This is a genomic window from Massilia sp. CFBP 13721 (assembly GCF_014842025.1).
Taxonomy (GTDB): domain Bacteria; phylum Pseudomonadota; class Gammaproteobacteria; order Burkholderiales; family Burkholderiaceae_D; genus Telluria.
Map to the genome: position 1 here is coordinate 142,206 of NZ_JACYUY010000013.1, position 16,923 is coordinate 159,128.

At 61.9% G+C, this 16,923-nt stretch carries 14 protein-coding genes; 6 read left to right on the top strand and 8 right to left on the bottom strand.

Annotated elements, in window-relative coordinates:
* From glyS to IFT60_RS14515, 4 genes are all read right to left on the bottom strand, one after another.
* Positions 1 to 2,097 (bottom strand): glycine--tRNA ligase subunit beta, encoded by a 2,097-nt coding sequence (glyS, locus tag IFT60_RS14500; RefSeq protein WP_192052682.1) that lies wholly within the window; start codon positions 2,095 to 2,097, stop codon positions 1 to 3.
* Between the two features lie 27 nt (positions 2,098 to 2,124).
* Positions 2,125 to 3,048, bottom strand: a complete 924-nt coding sequence (gene glyQ / locus IFT60_RS14505) for a glycine--tRNA ligase subunit alpha (protein WP_192052683.1) — start codon at positions 3,046 to 3,048, stop codon at positions 2,125 to 2,127.
* 99 nt (positions 3,049 to 3,147) lie between these two features.
* Positions 3,148 to 4,722 (bottom strand): apolipoprotein N-acyltransferase, encoded by a 1,575-nt coding sequence (gene lnt / locus IFT60_RS14510; RefSeq protein ID WP_192052717.1) that lies wholly within the window; start codon positions 4,720 to 4,722, stop codon positions 3,148 to 3,150.
* The gene (locus IFT60_RS14515; protein WP_192052684.1) at positions 4,722 to 5,609 is read right to left on the bottom strand and encodes a CorC family transporter; all 888 of its coding nucleotides are present in this window, start codon (positions 5,607 to 5,609) and stop codon (positions 4,722 to 4,724) included. The genes lnt and IFT60_RS14515 overlap by 1 nt, the downstream gene beginning before the upstream one ends.
* A gap of 148 nt (positions 5,610 to 5,757) precedes the next feature.
* On the opposite strand from IFT60_RS14515, the gene IFT60_RS14520 reads away from it, so the two are divergent.
* Positions 5,758 to 6,210 (top strand): (2Fe-2S)-binding protein, encoded by a 453-nt coding sequence (locus tag IFT60_RS14520; RefSeq protein ID WP_192052685.1) that lies wholly within the window; start codon positions 5,758 to 5,760, stop codon positions 6,208 to 6,210.
* 9 nt (positions 6,211 to 6,219) lie between these two features.
* A complete protein-coding gene (locus IFT60_RS14525; RefSeq protein ID WP_192052686.1) occupies positions 6,220 to 8,439 on the top strand; it encodes a xanthine dehydrogenase family protein molybdopterin-binding subunit in 2,220 nt (739 codons plus the stop codon).
* 67 nt (positions 8,440 to 8,506) lie between these two features.
* Here the strand turns inward: IFT60_RS14525 and ybeY are convergent, their stop codons facing one another.
* Genes ybeY through miaB form a run of 3 tightly spaced genes read right to left on the bottom strand, consistent with a single transcriptional unit; the run spans position 8,507 to position 11,389 of the window.
* Positions 8,507 to 8,977 (bottom strand): rRNA maturation RNase YbeY, encoded by a 471-nt coding sequence (ybeY, locus tag IFT60_RS14530; protein ID WP_192052687.1) that lies wholly within the window; start codon positions 8,975 to 8,977, stop codon positions 8,507 to 8,509.
* Positions 8,952 to 10,031, bottom strand: a complete 1,080-nt coding sequence (locus tag IFT60_RS14535; RefSeq protein WP_192052688.1) for a PhoH family protein — start codon at positions 10,029 to 10,031, stop codon at positions 8,952 to 8,954. Before IFT60_RS14535 ends, ybeY begins: the two co-directional genes overlap by 26 nt.
* Entirely contained in the window at positions 10,028 to 11,389 is a 1,362-nt protein-coding gene (gene miaB, locus IFT60_RS14540; RefSeq protein WP_192052689.1) for a tRNA (N6-isopentenyl adenosine(37)-C2)-methylthiotransferase MiaB, read from the bottom strand. The genes IFT60_RS14535 and miaB overlap by 4 nt, the downstream gene beginning before the upstream one ends.
* A 628-nt stretch (positions 11,390 to 12,017) precedes the next feature.
* Here miaB and IFT60_RS14545 point away from each other — a divergent pair.
* From IFT60_RS14545 to IFT60_RS14555, 3 genes are all read left to right on the top strand, one after another.
* Complete coding sequence (locus tag IFT60_RS14545) at positions 12,018 to 12,401, top strand: hypothetical protein (RefSeq protein ID WP_192052690.1); 384 nt, start codon at positions 12,018 to 12,020, stop codon at positions 12,399 to 12,401.
* Between the two features lie 322 nt (positions 12,402 to 12,723).
* On the top strand, positions 12,724 to 13,329 hold the full coding sequence (gene gstA, locus IFT60_RS14550) for a glutathione transferase GstA (RefSeq protein ID WP_192052691.1): 606 nt from the start codon (positions 12,724 to 12,726) through the stop codon (positions 13,327 to 13,329).
* Positions 13,330 to 13,393: 64 nt separating this feature from the next.
* Positions 13,394 to 13,960 (top strand): DUF1697 domain-containing protein, encoded by a 567-nt coding sequence (locus IFT60_RS14555; protein ID WP_192052692.1) that lies wholly within the window; start codon positions 13,394 to 13,396, stop codon positions 13,958 to 13,960.
* Between the two features lie 11 nt (positions 13,961 to 13,971).
* On the opposite strand, the gene IFT60_RS14560 is transcribed toward IFT60_RS14555, so the two are convergent.
* Entirely contained in the window at positions 13,972 to 14,247 is a 276-nt protein-coding gene (locus IFT60_RS14560) for a PEP-CTERM sorting domain-containing protein (protein ID WP_192052693.1), read from the bottom strand.
* 576 nt (positions 14,248 to 14,823) lie between these two features.
* Between IFT60_RS14560 and IFT60_RS14565 the strand changes: the two genes are divergently transcribed.
* Positions 14,824 to 16,782, top strand: coding sequence for an AAA family ATPase (locus IFT60_RS14565; RefSeq protein WP_192052694.1), 1,959 nt, complete (start codon positions 14,824 to 14,826; stop codon positions 16,780 to 16,782).
* The last annotated feature ends 141 nt before the right edge of the window (positions 16,783 to 16,923 follow it).

A 16,923-nucleotide genomic window follows, 5' to 3' on the forward strand; every position in this document is an offset into this window, starting at 1 on the left:
TTACGCCGCCAGCTTGGAGATGTCGGCGACGCGGTTCATCATGCCGTGCAAGGAGGATAGCAGCGCCAGGCGGTTGTTGCGCAGCGCCTCGTCCTCGGCCATCACCATCACGTCGTTGAAGAAGGCGTCCACTTCGTCCTTCATCAGCGCCAGCGTTTTCAAGGCGCCGGTGAAGTCGCCACTTGCAAACGCGCTGGCGACATCTGATTCAAGCAGCTTCATTTTCGTCGCCAACGCGGCCTCGGCCGGTTCCACCAGCAGTTCGGCATTGATCGATGCATCCTGCGGCAAGGCGCCTTCGTTCTTTTTCAGGATGTTCGTAATACGCTTGTTGGCCGCGGCCAGCGAGACGCTCTCCGGCAGCGCGGCGAATGCCTGCACCGCTTCCAGGCGCCCGACGACGTCGTCGACGCGGTCCGGATTCTGGGCCAGCACCGCTTCGACTTCGTTCGGCGTGAAACCGCGCTCGCGCAGCATGCCGCGCAGGCGATCGAGCATGAAGGCTTTCACTTCAGTGGACGGATCCTTGAATGCTGCCTGGCCAGCGAACACGCCGACGGCATCCGCCAGCAGCTCGGACAGCGACAACGGCAGACGCTTCTCGACCAGCATGCGCATCACGCCCAATGCATGGCGGCGCAGCGCGAACGGATCTTTTTCACCGGTCGGTTGCAGGCCGATGGCCCAGATGCCGACCAGGGTTTCCAGCTTGTCGGCCAGCGCGACCACCAGGCCCGTGTTCGTCGACGGCAGCTTGTCGCCGGCAAAGCGCGGTTGATAATGCTCGGAGGCGGCCAGCGCGACTTCATCGTGCTCGCCATCGTGGCGCGCGTAATACGTGCCCATGATGCCTTGCAGCTCGGGGAACTCGCCGACCATGTCGGTCAAGAGGTCGGCTTTCGCCAGGCGCGCGCCGCGTTCGGCCAGAGATACGTCGTAACCGAGGCGTTTGGCGATGGCGCCGGCCAGCTGCGTCACGCGTTCGGTGCGTTCCGCTTGCGTGCCGAGCCTGTTGTGGTAGACGACATTCGCCAGTTGCGGCAGGCGCGATTCCAGCGTCTTCTTCTTGTCCTGCTCGAAGAAGAACTTGGCGTCCGACAGGCGTGGGCGCACCACGCGCTCGTTGCCGCCGACGATGTGCTGCGGATCGCTTGTTTCGATGTTCGAGACGATCAGGAAGCGCGAACGCAGCTTGCTTTCGCTATCAGTCAGCGCGAAATACTTCTGGTTCGTCTGCATGGTGAGGATCAGGCATTCCTGCGGCACCGACAGGAAGGTCTCCTCGAAACGGCATTCGTACACCACTGGCCATTCGACCAGGGCCGCGACTTCGTCGAGCAGCGATTCCGGCATCAAGACCTGGTCGGCGCCGGCTTTTTCGAGCAGCTGGGCGCGGATGCTTTCCTTGCGCGCTTCGGCAGAGGACAGCACCTTGCCTTCGTTTTCCAGCACGCTTGCATACTGGTCGGCGTGCGCCACGGTGATCGCGCCGCCATGGGACAGGAAGCGGTGGCCCACGGTCTCGCGGCCGGCTTGCAGGCCAAGCAGCGACAGCGGCAGCACGGCGTCGCCATGCAGCGCCAGCAGCAGGTGCACCGGGCGCACGAATTGCACGGTGGCGCCGTCCGGGCGCTGGTAGCTCATGACCTTCGGGATCGGCAGCTTGGCGACGGTCTCGCCCAGCACGTCCTGCAGGCCGCCGGCCAGCGCACTGCCGGGGGCGGTGTAAGTGTAGAAGAAGCTTTCCGCCTTGCCGTCCTGGGCGCGTTCGAGGTCGGCGATGTTCAGGTCGGGGAAACCGAGGGCGGCCAGCTTTTTGGCGAGCGGCGCGCTCGGCTTGCCTTCCTTGTCCAGCGCGACCGAGACCGGCAGCACCTTTTCGCGGATCGATTTATCGGGCGAGGTGGCGCGCACATTGGTGATCGACACCGCCAGGCGGCGCGGCGTGGCGTAGGGCGTGACGACGCTATCAAGCTCCAGGAAGTCGCGCGCCTTGAGTCCATTGGCGATGCCGGCGGCAAAGGCCGCGCCCAGTTTGACCAGTGCTTTCGGTGGCAGTTCTTCGGTCTGCAGTTCGACGAGTAGTGTTTGATTCATGGGTTCTGTTCTTGTCTGTTCCGGGGCTCAGGCAGCGGCTTGGGCAGCTTGGGCTGCATTCGGCGCCATCGGGAAGCCGAGCTTCTCGCGCGAGTCGTAATAGGCCTGGGCCACCAGGCGCGAGAGCGTGCGCACGCGGCCGATGTAGGCGGCGCGCTCGGTCACGGAAATGGCGCCACGCGCATCGAGCATGTTGAAGCTGTGCGATGCCTTCATGATCTGCTCGTAGGCCGGCAGCGTCAGTTCCAGTTCGATCAGGCGCTTGGCTTCCGACTCGTGGTTGGCGAAGGCCTGGAACAGCAATTCCGTATTGGCGTGCTCGAAGTTGTAGGTCGACTGCTCGACTTCGTTCTGGTGGAACACGTCGCCATACGACAGCTTCTTCGTTTGGCCGTTTTCTTCCCACTCGGTCCAGACCAGGTCGTAGACGTTTTCCACGCCCTGCAGGTACATCGCCAGGCGCTCGATACCGTAGGTGATCTCGCCCAGCACCGGCTTGCAATCGAGGCCGCCGACTTGCTGGAAATAGGTGAACTGGGTGACTTCCATGCCGTTCAGCCAGACTTCCCAACCGAGGCCCCAGGCGCCCAGGGTCGGGCTTTCCCAGTCGTCTTCCACAAAACGCACGTCGTTCTTCTTGAGGTCGAGTCCCAGCGCTTCGAGCGAGCCGAGGTACAAATCGAGGATGTTTTCCGGCGCCGGTTTCAATACCACCTGATACTGGTAATAATGCTGCAGGCGGTTCGGATTCTCGCCATAGCGGCCATCCTTCGGGCGGCGCGAGGGCTGCACATAGGCGGCGCGCCACGGCTCCGGGCCGATCGCGCGCAAGAAGGTGCCGGTGTGGAAGGTGCCGGCGCCCACTTCCATGTCATAAGGCTGGAGCAGGGCGCAGCCTTGCTTGTCCCAGTAGGTTTGCAAGGTCAGGATGATTTGTTGGAATGTGAGCATCTTTGAATGGCGCCACGCACAGGGCGCGAACACGGTATGTTTGCTAAATGACCAATTCTAGCGGGTTTTAGCGCCCCTCTGGGAGCGGATTGAACCCGGCTATTCGAGATTAGACTTTTTCTTACGGTAATTGCGTCCCGAGAACCATGCGCCCAGCAATGCCAGCGCGCCCAGCAGCAGGAAGGCGTAGCTGCCAAAGCGAATGAAAGGCGTCATACCGGTCGTGCCGCGCACGGTCGCGCTCAGCACACCTTCGGTATAGAAGGGCAGTGCCTGTTGCACGCGGCCGCGGTGGTCGATGATGGCGGTGGCGCCGTCGTTGGTCGAGCGCAGCATCGGGCGCCCGGTTTCCAGCGTGCGCATGCGCGAAATCTGCAAGTGCTGCGGGATCGCATACGACTGGCCGTACCAGGACAGATTCGACATGTTCAGCAGCAGCGTCGCCGGGCGCGGCGCATTGCGCAGTTGATACGCGATCTCTTCGCCGAACACGTCTTCGTAGCAGATGTTCGGCAATACCAGCTGATCCTTGACGGCGAACGGCAGCTGCAGCGCCTTGCCGCGCGTGGCGTCGTTCAGCGGAATATTCAGCATGTCGGTAAACCAGCGGAAACCGGGCGGGATGAATTCGCCGAAGGGCACCAGGTGCGCCTTGTCGTAACGGTAGGGCGCCGGTTGCGGCAACAGTGCAATCACGCTGTTGGCGTACTGGCGCGGGCCATCGAGTAGCGGGATGCCGACCGCGAGCGTGCTGCCGCTGCTGCTGGCAAAGCGCTGCAAGCTGTCCAGGTAACCCGGCGGTAATTGCTGCGGGAAGCTCGGGATGGCGGTTTCCGGCGTGGCGATCAGGTCGGCCGGGGCCGTCGTGATCATCGCGTGGTAACGCTGCAGGATACTGGTCAGGAAAGCCTGGTCGAACTTGTGGTCTTGCGGAACGTTCCCCTGTAACAGGCGCACCGTGATCGGCGCACCGGTCTCATGCGTCCATTCGATGTGGCGCAATGTATAGCCGGACACCAGCACGGCCCCCAGCAAGCCGATCGCCCACGGCCGGGCACGCTGGGTCAGCAGCACCAGGCAGCCGCCGCACAGCGCCACCAGCATGCCGATGCCGTACACGCCGACCAGCGGCGCAAAGCCGGCGAGGGGCGCGGTATCGTGGGCATAACCCGAGACCGACCACGGGAAACCCGTAAACACCCAGCCGCGCATCCATTCCGACACGCCCCAGGTCACCGGCAATACCAGCAGTACGAACGCGGCGATCGGCAGCGACCAGCGCCGCCGCAGCCAGGCGGCGACGCCGGTGGCGATGGCGCCGAACAGGCCCATGTACAGGCCGAGCAGGACGATGCCGAGCGCGCCCAGGATCGCCGGCAAGTGGGCGAAGCGGGTCATCAGGATGTACAGCCAGTGCATGGCGCCGACCGACCAGCCGAAGCCGAAGGCCCAGCCGAGCAGGGTGGCGCGTTTGACGGAGTTGCCGAGCCCGACCCGGTAGAAGATGTACGCCAGCAGGAGGAATTGCAGCGGCCACCAGCCGAAGGGTTCGAACGAGAGGACGGAAGCGCCGCCGGCCAGGGCGGCCAGCACGAGTTCGCGAAGGGAAGGACGCGCGCCCCGCACAGTTGGCGCAACGGGCACAGGCGCGCTGGCGGGACGGCGGCGCAGCATCACGCGTCGTCGTCGCGGGCGTGCTGCGCGTGGGGCAGCTTTTCGACCAGCAAAACGTGAATCTGGCGCGCGTCGGCGCGCAGCACTTCGAAGCGCAGATTACGCAGGGTAAATTCCTCACCCTTGTGCGGCATGCGGCCGAGGTGGCCGGCAACGAAGCCGCCGATGGTGTCGGCCTCGTCTTCGGACAGATCGACGCCGATTTCTTCGTTGAACTGGTCGATTTCTGTCAGCGCCTTGACGCGCCAGCGCGGGCCGAGTTGGCCTTCCTTGACCGACAGGACATTGTCTTCTTCCTCGTCGAAATCGTATTCGTCCTCGATGTCGCCGACGATCTGTTCCAGCACGTCTTCGATCGTGATCAGGCCGGCCACGCCGCTGTACTCGTCGACGACGATCGCCATGTGATTGTGGTTGGCGCGGAAATCGCGCAGCAGCACGTTCAGGCGTTTTGATTCCGGAATGAAGATCGCCGGGCGCAGCATGGCGCGCACGTCGAAGGTTTTCTCGGTGTAATAACGCAATAAATCCTTGGCCAGCAAGATGCCGACCACCTTGTCGCGCTCGCCTTCAATGGCGGGGAAGCGCGAGTGCTGGGTTTGCAGCACGATCGGCAGCCATTCCTCGATCGGATCAGTGATGTCGATCACGTCCATCTGGGAACGGGGCACCATGATGTCGCGCGCCGACAGGTCGGAGACCTGGAACACACCCTCGATCATCGACAGGGCGTCGGCGTCGATCAGGTTGCGCTCGTGTGCTTCGTGCAGCACTTCGAGCAGCTCGGTGCGGTTTTCTGGCTCAGGGGAGATGAGTGCGGTCAGTCGTTCGAAGAGCGACCGGTGGGGTTTGGCGTCCGATCGGACGTCACTGGGATACTCGGGCATAGTTGGCGTGAAGCCGTTGTTGCAATGGACGTAGCATACACCAAAAGCGGACCCGCCAGAGCGCGGGAGGTGCCGCGGTCCTGCCATGAGCAAGCCCGGCAAGCTTGATTTATCATGTTTCAATTGGTCAAATAACAAAGGAAACAGCATGCCCGCGCTCACCATCAACGGCAGTACCACGAACCTCGACGTGCCCGACGACATGCCCCTGTTATGGGTGCTGCGCGACGTCGCCGGCCTGACCGGCACCAAGTTCGGCTGTGGCCAGGCCCTGTGTGGGGCCTGCACCGTCCACCTCGACGGCCAGCCGATCCGTTCGTGCGTGACGCCGGTATCCAGCGCGGTGGGCAAGAAAATCGTCACCATCGAAGCCATCGGCCAGGACCCGGTCGGCGCCAAGGTGCAGGACGCCTGGCGCCAGATCGACGTCGTGCAGTGCGGCTATTGCCAGTCCGGCCAGATCATGTCGGCGACCGCCTTGCTGCAAACTACGCCGAAGCCGAGCGATACCGACATCGACAATGCGATGTCCGGCAACATCTGCCGCTGCGGCACTTATGGACGCATCCGCCAGGCGATCAAGATCGCCGCCAGCAAATAAGGTTCCCACATGAGCCAACATAAAGTACCCAATTCCCGACGCCGATTCATGCAACTCGGGGCGACCGCCGGCGGCGGCCTGCTGTTCGGTTTCTCGCTGTTCGGCTGCAGCAAGGACGGCGACCGCAAGGAGGCGCCGCCCGAAAAGGCGGTCGGCCAGGCCTCGACCGAGCATTCCGATACCCCGCCGGGCCTGGCGCGCGACGCCTTTATCCGCATCGACCGCGCCGGCATCGTCACCCTGGTCATCCACAAGGTGGAGATGGGGCAGGGCACGTTCACCTCGATGCCGATGCTGCTGGCCGAGGAACTGGGCGCCGATCTATCTAAAGTGAAACTGGAGCAGGCGCCGGCCAATAACGAACTGTATGCCGATCCGCTGCTCGGCGGCCAGGTGACCGGCGGCTCGACCTCGGTGCGCGGCGCCTGGAAGCCGCTGCGCGAAGCGGGCGCCATGGTGCGCAGCGTGCTGGTGCAGGCCGCCGCGAAAAACTGGAATGTCGATACCAACGAGCTGCAAGTGGTGGCCGGTTCAGTGCGCCACCAGGCTTCCGGCCGCTCCGCCCATTTCGGCGAGCTGGTCGACGCGGCCTCGAAGATGGAATTGCCGAAGAACGTCAAGTTGAAAACGCCGGATCAGTATGTGCTGATCGGCAAATCGATGCGGCGCCTCGATTCGGCCTCTAAAACCAATGGCGAAGCGCTGTTCGGCATCGATGCGCGCCTGCCGAACATGGGCATCGCCGCCGTCGCCGCTTCGCCGGTCACCGGCGGCAAGCTGGCCGGTGTGGACGAAGCGAAAGCGATGGCTGTCAAAGGCGTGCGCCAGGTGCTGCGCCTGGAGGGCGCGGTGGCGGTCGTGGCCGACCATTTCTGGGCCGCCAAGCAGGGCCTGGCGGCAGCTGCGCCACGCTGGGACGATGGCGCCAACGGTAACGTGTCGCTGGCCGGCATCGTCGGCGACATGATGAAAGTGTCGGAAGGCACGGGTGCGGTGACAAAGAACGCCGGCGACGCCGTCAAGGCGCTGGACCAGGCGGGTGGCCGCAAGATCGAGGCCGTCTATGAAATGCCCTTCCTTGCCCACGCGACCATGGAACCGATGAATTGCACGGTCGATTTACGCGCCGACGGCTGCGACCTCTGGGTCGGCACCCAGGTGCCGGCGCTGGTGCAGGGTGCGGCGGCCAAGGTGGCCGGCATCCCGGTCGAGAAGGTCAAGGTCCACAATTACTATATTGGCGGCGGGTTCGGGCGGCGTCTCGAAGTCGATTACGTGATCCAGGCGGTGGCCTTTGCGAAACTGACCAAGGGACCGGTGAAGTTCATCTGGACCCGCGAAGAAGATATCCAGCACGACATGTTCCGTCCGTATTACGTCGACCGCCTGGCGGCGCGCCTGGACGACAAGGGCCGGGTCGCAGCCTGGTTCCACCGCGTGACGGGCTCGTCCATCATGGCGCGCTTCGCACCGCCGGCGGTCAAGAATGGCGTCGACCCGGATGCGGTCGAGGGCGCGGCCGATTTGCAGTACACGATTCCCGACATGCGCGTCGAATACGTGCGCCATGAACCGGCAGGCGTGCCGACGGCTTTCTGGCGCGGCGTTGGCCCGACCCATAACGTATTCGTGGTGGAAAGTTTTATCGACGAGCTGGCGCAAGCCGCGAAACAGGACCCGGTCGCATTCCGCCGCGCCTTACTGGATAAATCGCCGCGCACGCTGGGTGTACTGAACCTGGCGGCGCAAAAGGCGGGCTGGGGCAAGCCGCTGGCGCCGATCGCCGGGCGCAAGGTCGGCCGTGGTGTCTCGACCCAGTTTGCCTTCGGCAGCTACATGGCGCAGGTGGCGGAAGTCTCGGTCGGGCCGGACGGCGACGTGCGCGTGCACCGCGTCGTCTGCGCGGTCGATTGTGGCCAGGCCATCAATCCCGACACCATCGTCGCCCAGATGGAAGGCGGCATCGTGTTCGGCGCCACGGCGGCGCTGTGGAACGAAATCACCCTGGAGAAGGGGCGGGTGCAGCAAACCAACTTTGGTGATTACCGCATGATGCGCATCAACGAGGCGCCCAGGGTCGAAGTGCACATCGTCACCAGCAAGGATGAGCCGGGCGGCATCGGTGAGCCGGGCACGGCCGGCATTGCGCCGGCGCTGACGAATGCCGTGTTTGCGGCGACCGGCAAGCGGATTCGCAGGTTGCCGATTGGCGAGCAATTAAAGACGTAAACGAAAACGCCGGCGCGGTGATCAACCACCTGCGCCGGCGCACCATTCGTGCATCGAGACCGTCGGGTTATTCCGTTGCGTACGGATCCGGATAGCCGAGCACTTCCATGATGTCGCGCTCGAACTGCTCCATCTCCTCCGCTTCCTCGTCATGCTCATGGTCATACCCCTGGGCATGCAGCACGCCATGCACCACCAGGTGCGCCGCGTGTTCCTCGACCGTCTTCTTCTGTTCGTCGGCTTCGCGCTGCAGCACGTCCGTGCACAGGATGATGTCGGCCTGGGTCGGCTCATCCTCCGCCAGCTCTTCGCCTTCGTTATAGGCAAAAGTCAGCACGTTGGTCGCATAGTCCTTGCCGCGATAATCGCGGTTCAGGACTTGCCCCTCGGTACTGTCAACGAAGCGGACGGTCAGCTCGGCCGGGCCGAGCAGGGTGGCGCGCACCCAGCGCTCGACCAGTTCCGGAGTGATCGAGGCTTCGAGGCGGGCGTCCGGGTACTGGACGTCGAGGTCAAGCGGATGGTTTTTTTCTTGCATTGCGAACTGGGGTTGGTTTTGGCAAGGCGCCCATTTCCTGGACGGCGTTCGATTTTTCGTAAGCATCGACGATGCGGCCCACCAGCGGATGGCGTACCACGTCGGCGCTCGAAAATTGCGTAAAGGCGATACCGCGCACGTCTTTCAGCACGTGCATGGCGTCGACCAGGCCGCTGCGCTGGGTTTTATGCAGGTCGACCTGGGTGACGTCGCCCGTCACCACGGCCTTGCTGCCGAAACCGATACGCGTCAGGAACATTTTCATTTGTTCGACGGTCGTGTTCTGGGCTTCGTCGAGGATCACGAACGCGTGGTTCAGCGTGCGGCCGCGCATGTAGGCCAGCGGCGCAATCTCGATCACCTGCTTCTCGAACAGTTTTTGCGTGCGGTCAAAGCCGAGCAGGTCGTACAGCGCGTCGTACAGCGGACGCAGGTAGGGGTCGACCTTCTGGCTCATGTCGCCCGGCAAGAAGCCAAGGCGTTCGCCCGCTTCCACGGCCGGACGCGTCAGGATGATGCGTTTCACGGCATCGCGTTCGAGCGCATCCACCGCGCAAGCCACGGCCAGGTAGGTTTTACCGGTACCGGCAGGGCCGATGCCGAAGCTGATGTCGTGCTCGAGCACCGCTTTCAGATACTGGATCTGGTGCGGGGTACGCCCGCGCAGGTCGCTGCGGCGGGTTTTGAGCATCGGACTGACGAGTTCGGATTCGTCGGCGCCTTCCTCGGGCGCATCGGGTGCAGGCTCGGCTTTCGGCTCGGCCCCTTCAATGGTCGGGCGCAGGCCGGCGCGCTGCTCGACCAGGGCCAGCTGCACTTCTTCGATCGGCACGACCTTGTTGGCCACCGCATAGAAGCGTTCCAGCAATTCGACGGCGCGTTCGGCATTGGCGCCGGTGACGATGAATTTCTCGCCGCGGCGGAAAATGGTCACGTCGAGCGCCGCACCGATCTGGCGCAGGTTTTCGTCGAGCGGACCGCACAGGTGGGCAAGCCGCGTGTTATCGAGCGGCTCAGGAATGAAATAAGACGGCAATGATGGTTGTGTTTTCAACTGGCTATGGCAATCGTATCGAGATTGGCGACGAGTTCGCCGCGCAATGAATAATCCAGGCTTTCGGTAACGCGTACATCGACCAGCTGGCCGACCAGTGCATTGCCCGCGGCGCCTGGAGCGAAAATGACCACCCGGTTGCTCTCGGTGCGGCCTTGCAATTCAGACGGATCCTTCTTCGACGGCCCCTCCACCAGCACACGCTGGACCGTGCCGACCATTGCCGCGCTGTACTTGCGCGTGTTGGCATCGATCAGGGCTTGCAGGCGTTGCAGGCGCGCCAGCTTGACCTCGTGCGGGGTATCGTCTTCCAGGTTCGCGGCCGGCGTGCCGGGGCGCTTGCTGAAAATAAAACTGAAACTGTTATCGAAGCCGACGTCCTGCACCAGCTTCATCATGGCCTCGAAATCGGCATCGGTTTCGCCAGGGAAACCCACGATGAAGTCCGACGAGATCGCGATGTCGGGCCGTACCGCACGAATGCGGCGAATGATCGATTTGTACTCCAGACCCGTATACCCGCGCTTCATGGCGCCGAGGATGCGGTCGGAGCCGTGCTGCACCGGCAAATACAGGTGGTTCACCAGTTGCGGGATCTTGGCGTAAGCGTCGATCAGGCGCTGGGTAAATTCTTTCGGATGGCTGGTAACGAAACGCAGGCGCTCGATGCCGGGAATATCGGCAATGTATTCGAGCAGCAAGGCAAAGTCGGCAACGTCTCCGTTTTCCATCTGGCCACGGAAGGCGTTCACGTTCTGGCCGAGCAGCATGATTTCCTTCACGCCCTGGGCCGCCAGGCCAGCCACTTCCGTCAGCACGTCTTCGAAACGGCGCGATACTTCCTCGCCGCGGGTGTATGGCACCACGCAGTAACTGCAATACTTGCTGCAGCCTTCCATGATCGAGACATAGGCCACCGGGCCGTCGATCTTGGCTGGCGGTAAATGATCGAACTTCTCGATTTCCGGGAAGCTGATGTCGACCTGCGCGGTACCCGTATGGCGGCGCTCGCGGATCATCTGCGGCAGGCGGTGCAGGGTTTGCGGCCCGAATACCATGTCGACATGTGGCGCGCGCTTGACGATCGCTTCGCCTTCTTGCGAAGCGACGCATCCACCTACACCAATAATGAGGTCGGGACGCTCGCGTTTCAAGGCGCGCAGGCGGCCGAGGTCGGAAAATACTTTTTCCTGTGCCTTCTCGCGCACCGAACACGTGTTAAAGAGAATGACGTCGGCATCGTCGGGCGTGTCGGTACGCACGAGTCCATCGGAAGCGCCGAGGACGTCTGCCATCTTGTCCGAGTCGTACTCGTTCATCTGGCAACCAAAGGTTTTGATAAATACTTTTTTCTGCATGAGTGCTGGTGGGAAAGGAAGGGCGGAGACCGTGACAAGGCGACAAGCCAGTTTACCGTAATTCGGGGCTGCTTACCCAAAAACGGCTTATGCATGTGCCATATTCAGTGCATCGAGGAATCAAACGTTGCTTGCTTTGAATCGATTGTCATTATATTCAGATTGTTAAATTGCGTTTAGGAATCAAATCGCCGCAAGCACGGCACAGGCTGGGTTTGCTCAATATATTTCCTGTTGTAAATCAAGACCTTCGCCTCAAATTCTTTTACACAAATTACTAAAAAAAATCTCTTGCGTGCGCCACAAATTATCTCCATGTGTTGAAATGCTTATGTGACAAGCTTTCCACACGATAGCTTGATTTCGAACAATGAGTCATGTGCTCAGGACGCACACATTGGGTTCGTAAGAGTCTGATAATTTGTTTGAAAGACAAGTGCGTTTGGGGAGTGTTAAGCAGGACGCATGTACGCCGGCATTGTTTTTAAGCCAGGACTCAGACTTGTTCTGCAGACTTTGTTCGGAATCACGGCTGAAAAGCATGTCCGGGAACTTATGTTGACGAAAGCACGTCGTTTTCAAAAGTTCGTAACGGAACTATTTTATTCACTTTACGAGGTAAACCATCATGGCACACCATGCTTTGTCATCACAGGAAAGCTACAACCCGAACCACCTGCTCGACATCTTGCTGGGCAAGATGCAGCTGAAAAATGACGCGGCCCTGTCGCGCATGCTCGAGGTGGCGCCACCTGTCATCAGCAAGATCCGCCACCACCGCCTGCCGGTCGGCGCCTCGCTGTTGATCCGCATGCACGAAGTCACCGGCATGAGCATTCGCGACCTGCGCGACCTGATGGGCGATCGCCGTACCAAATACCGCCTGTCCGATGCCCAGGGCCGTCCGAAGCCAGAAGAGAAGGCAGCAGCGGCCGCCGCGGCAGCAGCCCAGCAGCAGCCAGCGCAGAACAACGAGGCCACCCCTTCGTCGTCCGGCAACTATGCGCACTAATGCCGGCGGCGTGGCAGGTTTCACTGCCATGCCCCCGGTAATGCCAGGCAGCGGCCCGGCGTCCTGAGCGACGCTGCGCACGCTGCCTTTTTCGTTTGCGCGTCCGCTGGCGTTTGGCCTGCCGGATGCGTTGTCGTTTCCGTCCGCTGTCCTCTTTCCTCTTCGCTTCCGTCCCTGATCCCACCGGTTATGCGGCAGTCTGCCAGGCCCGCTTGCGCCCGTCCGGAGCAATCCGGCGCCGGGTATTGTATGCTCGCCGTGCTTCGCCGGACATGTCAGTTGTGCATGCCTGGCGTATTTTCTAATCAGATCAAGGACACCCATGAAACTGTATTTCAGCCCCGGCGCCTGCTCGCTTTCTCCCCACATCGTCCTGCTCGAAGCGGGGCTGGATTTCAGCGCCGAGCGCGTCGACCTGCGCGCAAAGCTGACGGCAGGCGGTGCGGATTTCCGCGCCATCAATCCGAAAGGCTATGTGCCGGCGCTGGCGCTGGACGACGGCAGCGTGCTGACCGAAGGCCCGGCCATCGTCCAGTTCCTGGCCGACCTGGCGCCAGGTGCGGGCTTGTTACCGCCGGTAGGGGATGCCGCTCGCTATAAAATCATTTCGTGGTTGAGCTTTATCTCGTCGGAACTGCACAAGAATTTCAACGCCTTCTTCAACCCGGCGGCAAGCGACGACATGAAAGCCCATGCGCGCAAGATCCTGGCCGTGCGCCTGGAATACGTGGCGGCGCAGCTGGGTAACGGTGACTACCTGGAAGGCGGCTTCAGCGTCGCCGACGCCTATCTGTTCACGGCGCTTGGCTGGGCCGATGTCGTCAAGCTGGACCTGGCCGCCTGGCCGGTGCTGGGCGCGTACCGCGCCCGCATCGGGGCGCGTCCGGCCGTGCAGCAGGCACTGCGCGCCGAAGGCTTGATCAAGTAAGCATCGAAATAAGCATTCAAGTAAGCATTTGCTCCTCGGCTCACCCAAGGGGTAACATGGCCGCATGACAAGCCAACGCTACATTGCCCTGATCCGCGGGATCAACGTCGGCCGCGCCAAGCGCGTGGCCATGGCCGATTTGCGCAAGCTACTCGTCGAGCTCGGCTATCGCGACGTCCGTAGCGTCCTCAACAGTGGCAACCTCGTGTTCGCGGCCGACGGCATCGAGCCTGGTGCCGCCGCAGCCGCGATCGAAGAGCAGATGGTGCTGAAGCTGGGCGTGGCGGCGCGCGTCATGGTGCTCAGCGGCGAGGAGCTAGCTGCCGTGCTGGCCGAAAACACCTTGCTGGCGCAGGCGACCGACCATGCGCGCCTGCTGGTGTTCATCCTGGGCGATGCCGCCATGCGCACGGGTGTGGCCCCGCTGTGCGAACGCAGCTGGGGCAGCGAGGCGCTGGCGCTCGGCCAGCGCGCCGCCTATGTCTGGTGCCCGGAAGGCGTGCTGGCCAGCGCCGCCGCCGGCGCCCTCGGCAAGCAATTGGGCGACAACACCACTGCGCGCAACTGGAATACCTTGTGCAAGCTGTATGCGCTCTGCAGCGAGCCCGCGTCGGTGCCGCCCGGCGCGTGAGCGCCAGCGGCTTACTTGAACTTCTCGCGGCTGTCGCGCCGCGCCCGGTAGCCCAGCAAGACCAGGCCAACCAGCATCATGGCGAAGACTTCCGGCTCCGGTAATTCGGAGATGCCCGACGGTAGCGAGAACGCGTCGGGCGCCGGCGCCGCTGCAGCCTGCGCATGTACTGGCAAGATGCCCGGCTGGGTGCCCGGCACAGCCTGAGGGACCAGCTCGATGACCTTCGCCTGGGCGATGCCGCTCAGCCCAATGGCGAGCGCTGCTGCGAGTGCGAATCTGTTCACGATGCTTCCTTCCTTGCAAGCCTACCGGTCGGAGAAACGGAAGAGGGCGCCGCAGGCGTCGCTGTTACATGCGACGCAATGCGCAAAGCATAGCAAAGCGCTGAAATACCACGCCGTTCGATTCGGGTAGAAAACGGCCTTGCGGCAAGCGCCGGGTGACGTGTGAAAGAAAAGCGACAGCGCGCCAACCTGGCCTTATCAGAACGCCAATCCTTTGATGCCCTTCTCTTGAAACAGTACTAACTGTTTTTCATAAATGCCAAGCTTACAGCCACCTTTTTTGCCAAGCCTGCAACGAATAGCATTGTCAGGTTTTCCAGCTATGACAGAGATCAAGAAATTTTAAGCGTGGCGTATACATCTGCGTTTTCTTTACGGGTATAGTCTCCCTATCCCTATTGCCTAACGGCATCAAAACGATGATGAACACATATGTTTTGCGCATGTGTTCCCGTATTCGTTCCTGATCACCAACCGGCCCTCAAGAGCCGCCGCCTTTCCGCCAGCGTCATCCGGAACGGCACCGCTGTCTGCACTGTCTCATCTGCGCATTCACCTATTTGTAAAGTTTCGAACATGCCCAACTTTGCCCGACTTCAGATTGCCTTTAAGAATGTTTATGTGCGCATCGCCGCCGCCGTCCTGCTGGGCGCGCTCACCGGCCTGGCCATTTACTCGGCTGACGCACCGCAAGACCCGAGCCCGGTCATTCATTCGCAAGACATTTCTGAAATCACCCGCCTGGCAGGCCAGAAGGACAAGCTTGATTACCTGATGGTGGCCAAGCCGCTGTCGGAGTCGCCACGCTACGTCTTCAAGTTCAAGAACGCGCCCGAACTGCACGTGGTCAAGGTGCCGAGCACCTCGCACCTGTCGCTCGAGCGCGAAGTGCTGCTCAAGAACGCGATCCCGTATTCGATCGCCAAGGACGAGTTCCTGGCGTCGCATGAAGCCGTGCTCGACGAAGGCGGCTCGATGGGTGCGCATGCCGGCGATTTCCTCAAGCGCCATGCCTTCGAAATCGTCTTGCTGCTGTTGATCCTGTACTGCCTGAAGTTCGGCATCCCGGGCATGGGTGCGAGTTCGACCATGATCATGCCGGACAAGCTCAAGGGCAGCATGGACGACCTGATCGGCATGGACGACATCAAGCAGGAAGTGCTGCACCTGGAAGACATGATCCGCAACCGCGACGAATACGCATCGCACAACATCGACAAGCCGTTCAACGTGATGCTGACCGGGCCTGCCGGTACCGGTAAAACCAAGCTGGTGGGCTACCTGGCCAAGCGCCTGAACCTGCCGCTGATCTCGGCCTCGGGTTCGGCACTGGAATCGGGTTATGTCGGCGGCGGCTCGAAAGCCCTGAACGCGCTGTACCGCAAGGCGTGCGCCAAAGGCAAATGCATCATCTTCCTCGACGAAGGCCAGAGCCTGTTCATGCCGCGCGGCCGCAGCGAAAAGAAGTGGGAAGACGATACCGCCAACACCCTGCTCGGCCTGCTCGATGGCGTCAAAAGCGACAAGGGATCGGGCGTGATCTGGGTCATCGCCTCGAACTTCGACGATGCCTCGACCGAGATGGACGAAGCGATGCTGCGCCGCTTCTCGGTGAAAATCAACTTCCGCCTGCCGAACAAGGGCGAGCGGCGCGAACTGCTGCGTAGTTTCCTGTCGCGCAAAAAGGAAGGCCTGGTCGACTACAACGACCTCGACCTCGACCAGGTGGCCGAGATCACCCAGAACCTGAGCCCGGCGCTGCTGGAAACCGTGGTCGAACGCGCCTCGATGCTGTCGATCCAGGAAAAGACGATCATCAATACCGACCTGCTGTTCCGCGCCTACGAGCGCGCCACCATCGGCCTGACCGACCGTGCCACCACCGCCGAAAAGCACAAGCAGCGCGAGCGCATCGCCCTGCACGAACTGGGCCACTTCTTCATGCAGATCGATCCGCACCTGCGCGCCGGCCTGTCGCTGGAAGAGGTCAAGGAAAAGTCGCACCTGCTCAAAATTTCGACCGAAGCGGTGTCGAAGATCGGCGCTCTCGGCTACGTGCTGCAATCGGGTGACGACATGTCGCTGCGCACGCTGGAAGAACTCGAACGCGACGTCGTCGGCCTGTACGGCGGCATGGCGGCCGAAGAGCTGTTCTACGGCGCCCGCGGCATTTCGGTCGGCGCCCAGAACGACATCGAAAAAGTCACCAAGATGCTCAACCTGATGGTCAACCGCCTGTCGATGTATTCGCGCTCGAAAATCGACTACAGCCAGCTGCAGAACGACGCCAGCGGCGAGCACACACTGCGCCAGATGGAAGCGAAGGCCGATGAACTCTACAGCTACACGCTGGGCGCGATGCGCGACTACCGCGCGCTGATCGAGTCGATCAAGGACACGCTGCTCGACCAGTACGTGCTGTCGAAAGACGCCGTGTTCGCGCTGCTGGAAGAGCGCAAGGAGCTGCTGCACTTCGCACCCAAGCATGCGAACCTGAAGCTGTGCTCGGAAACTGGCGAGATGGTCGCGGCCTGAGCTTGAGGCATTAATAAAAAGCCCGCTCGGAGCAATCCGCAGCGGGCTTTTTTGCACGATCGGATCAGACCCGTAACGTGAAAGAACCCACTATCGAGACGTGCGCAGTCCTGGCCAGCCAAGGCCATTATTTTTGATGAC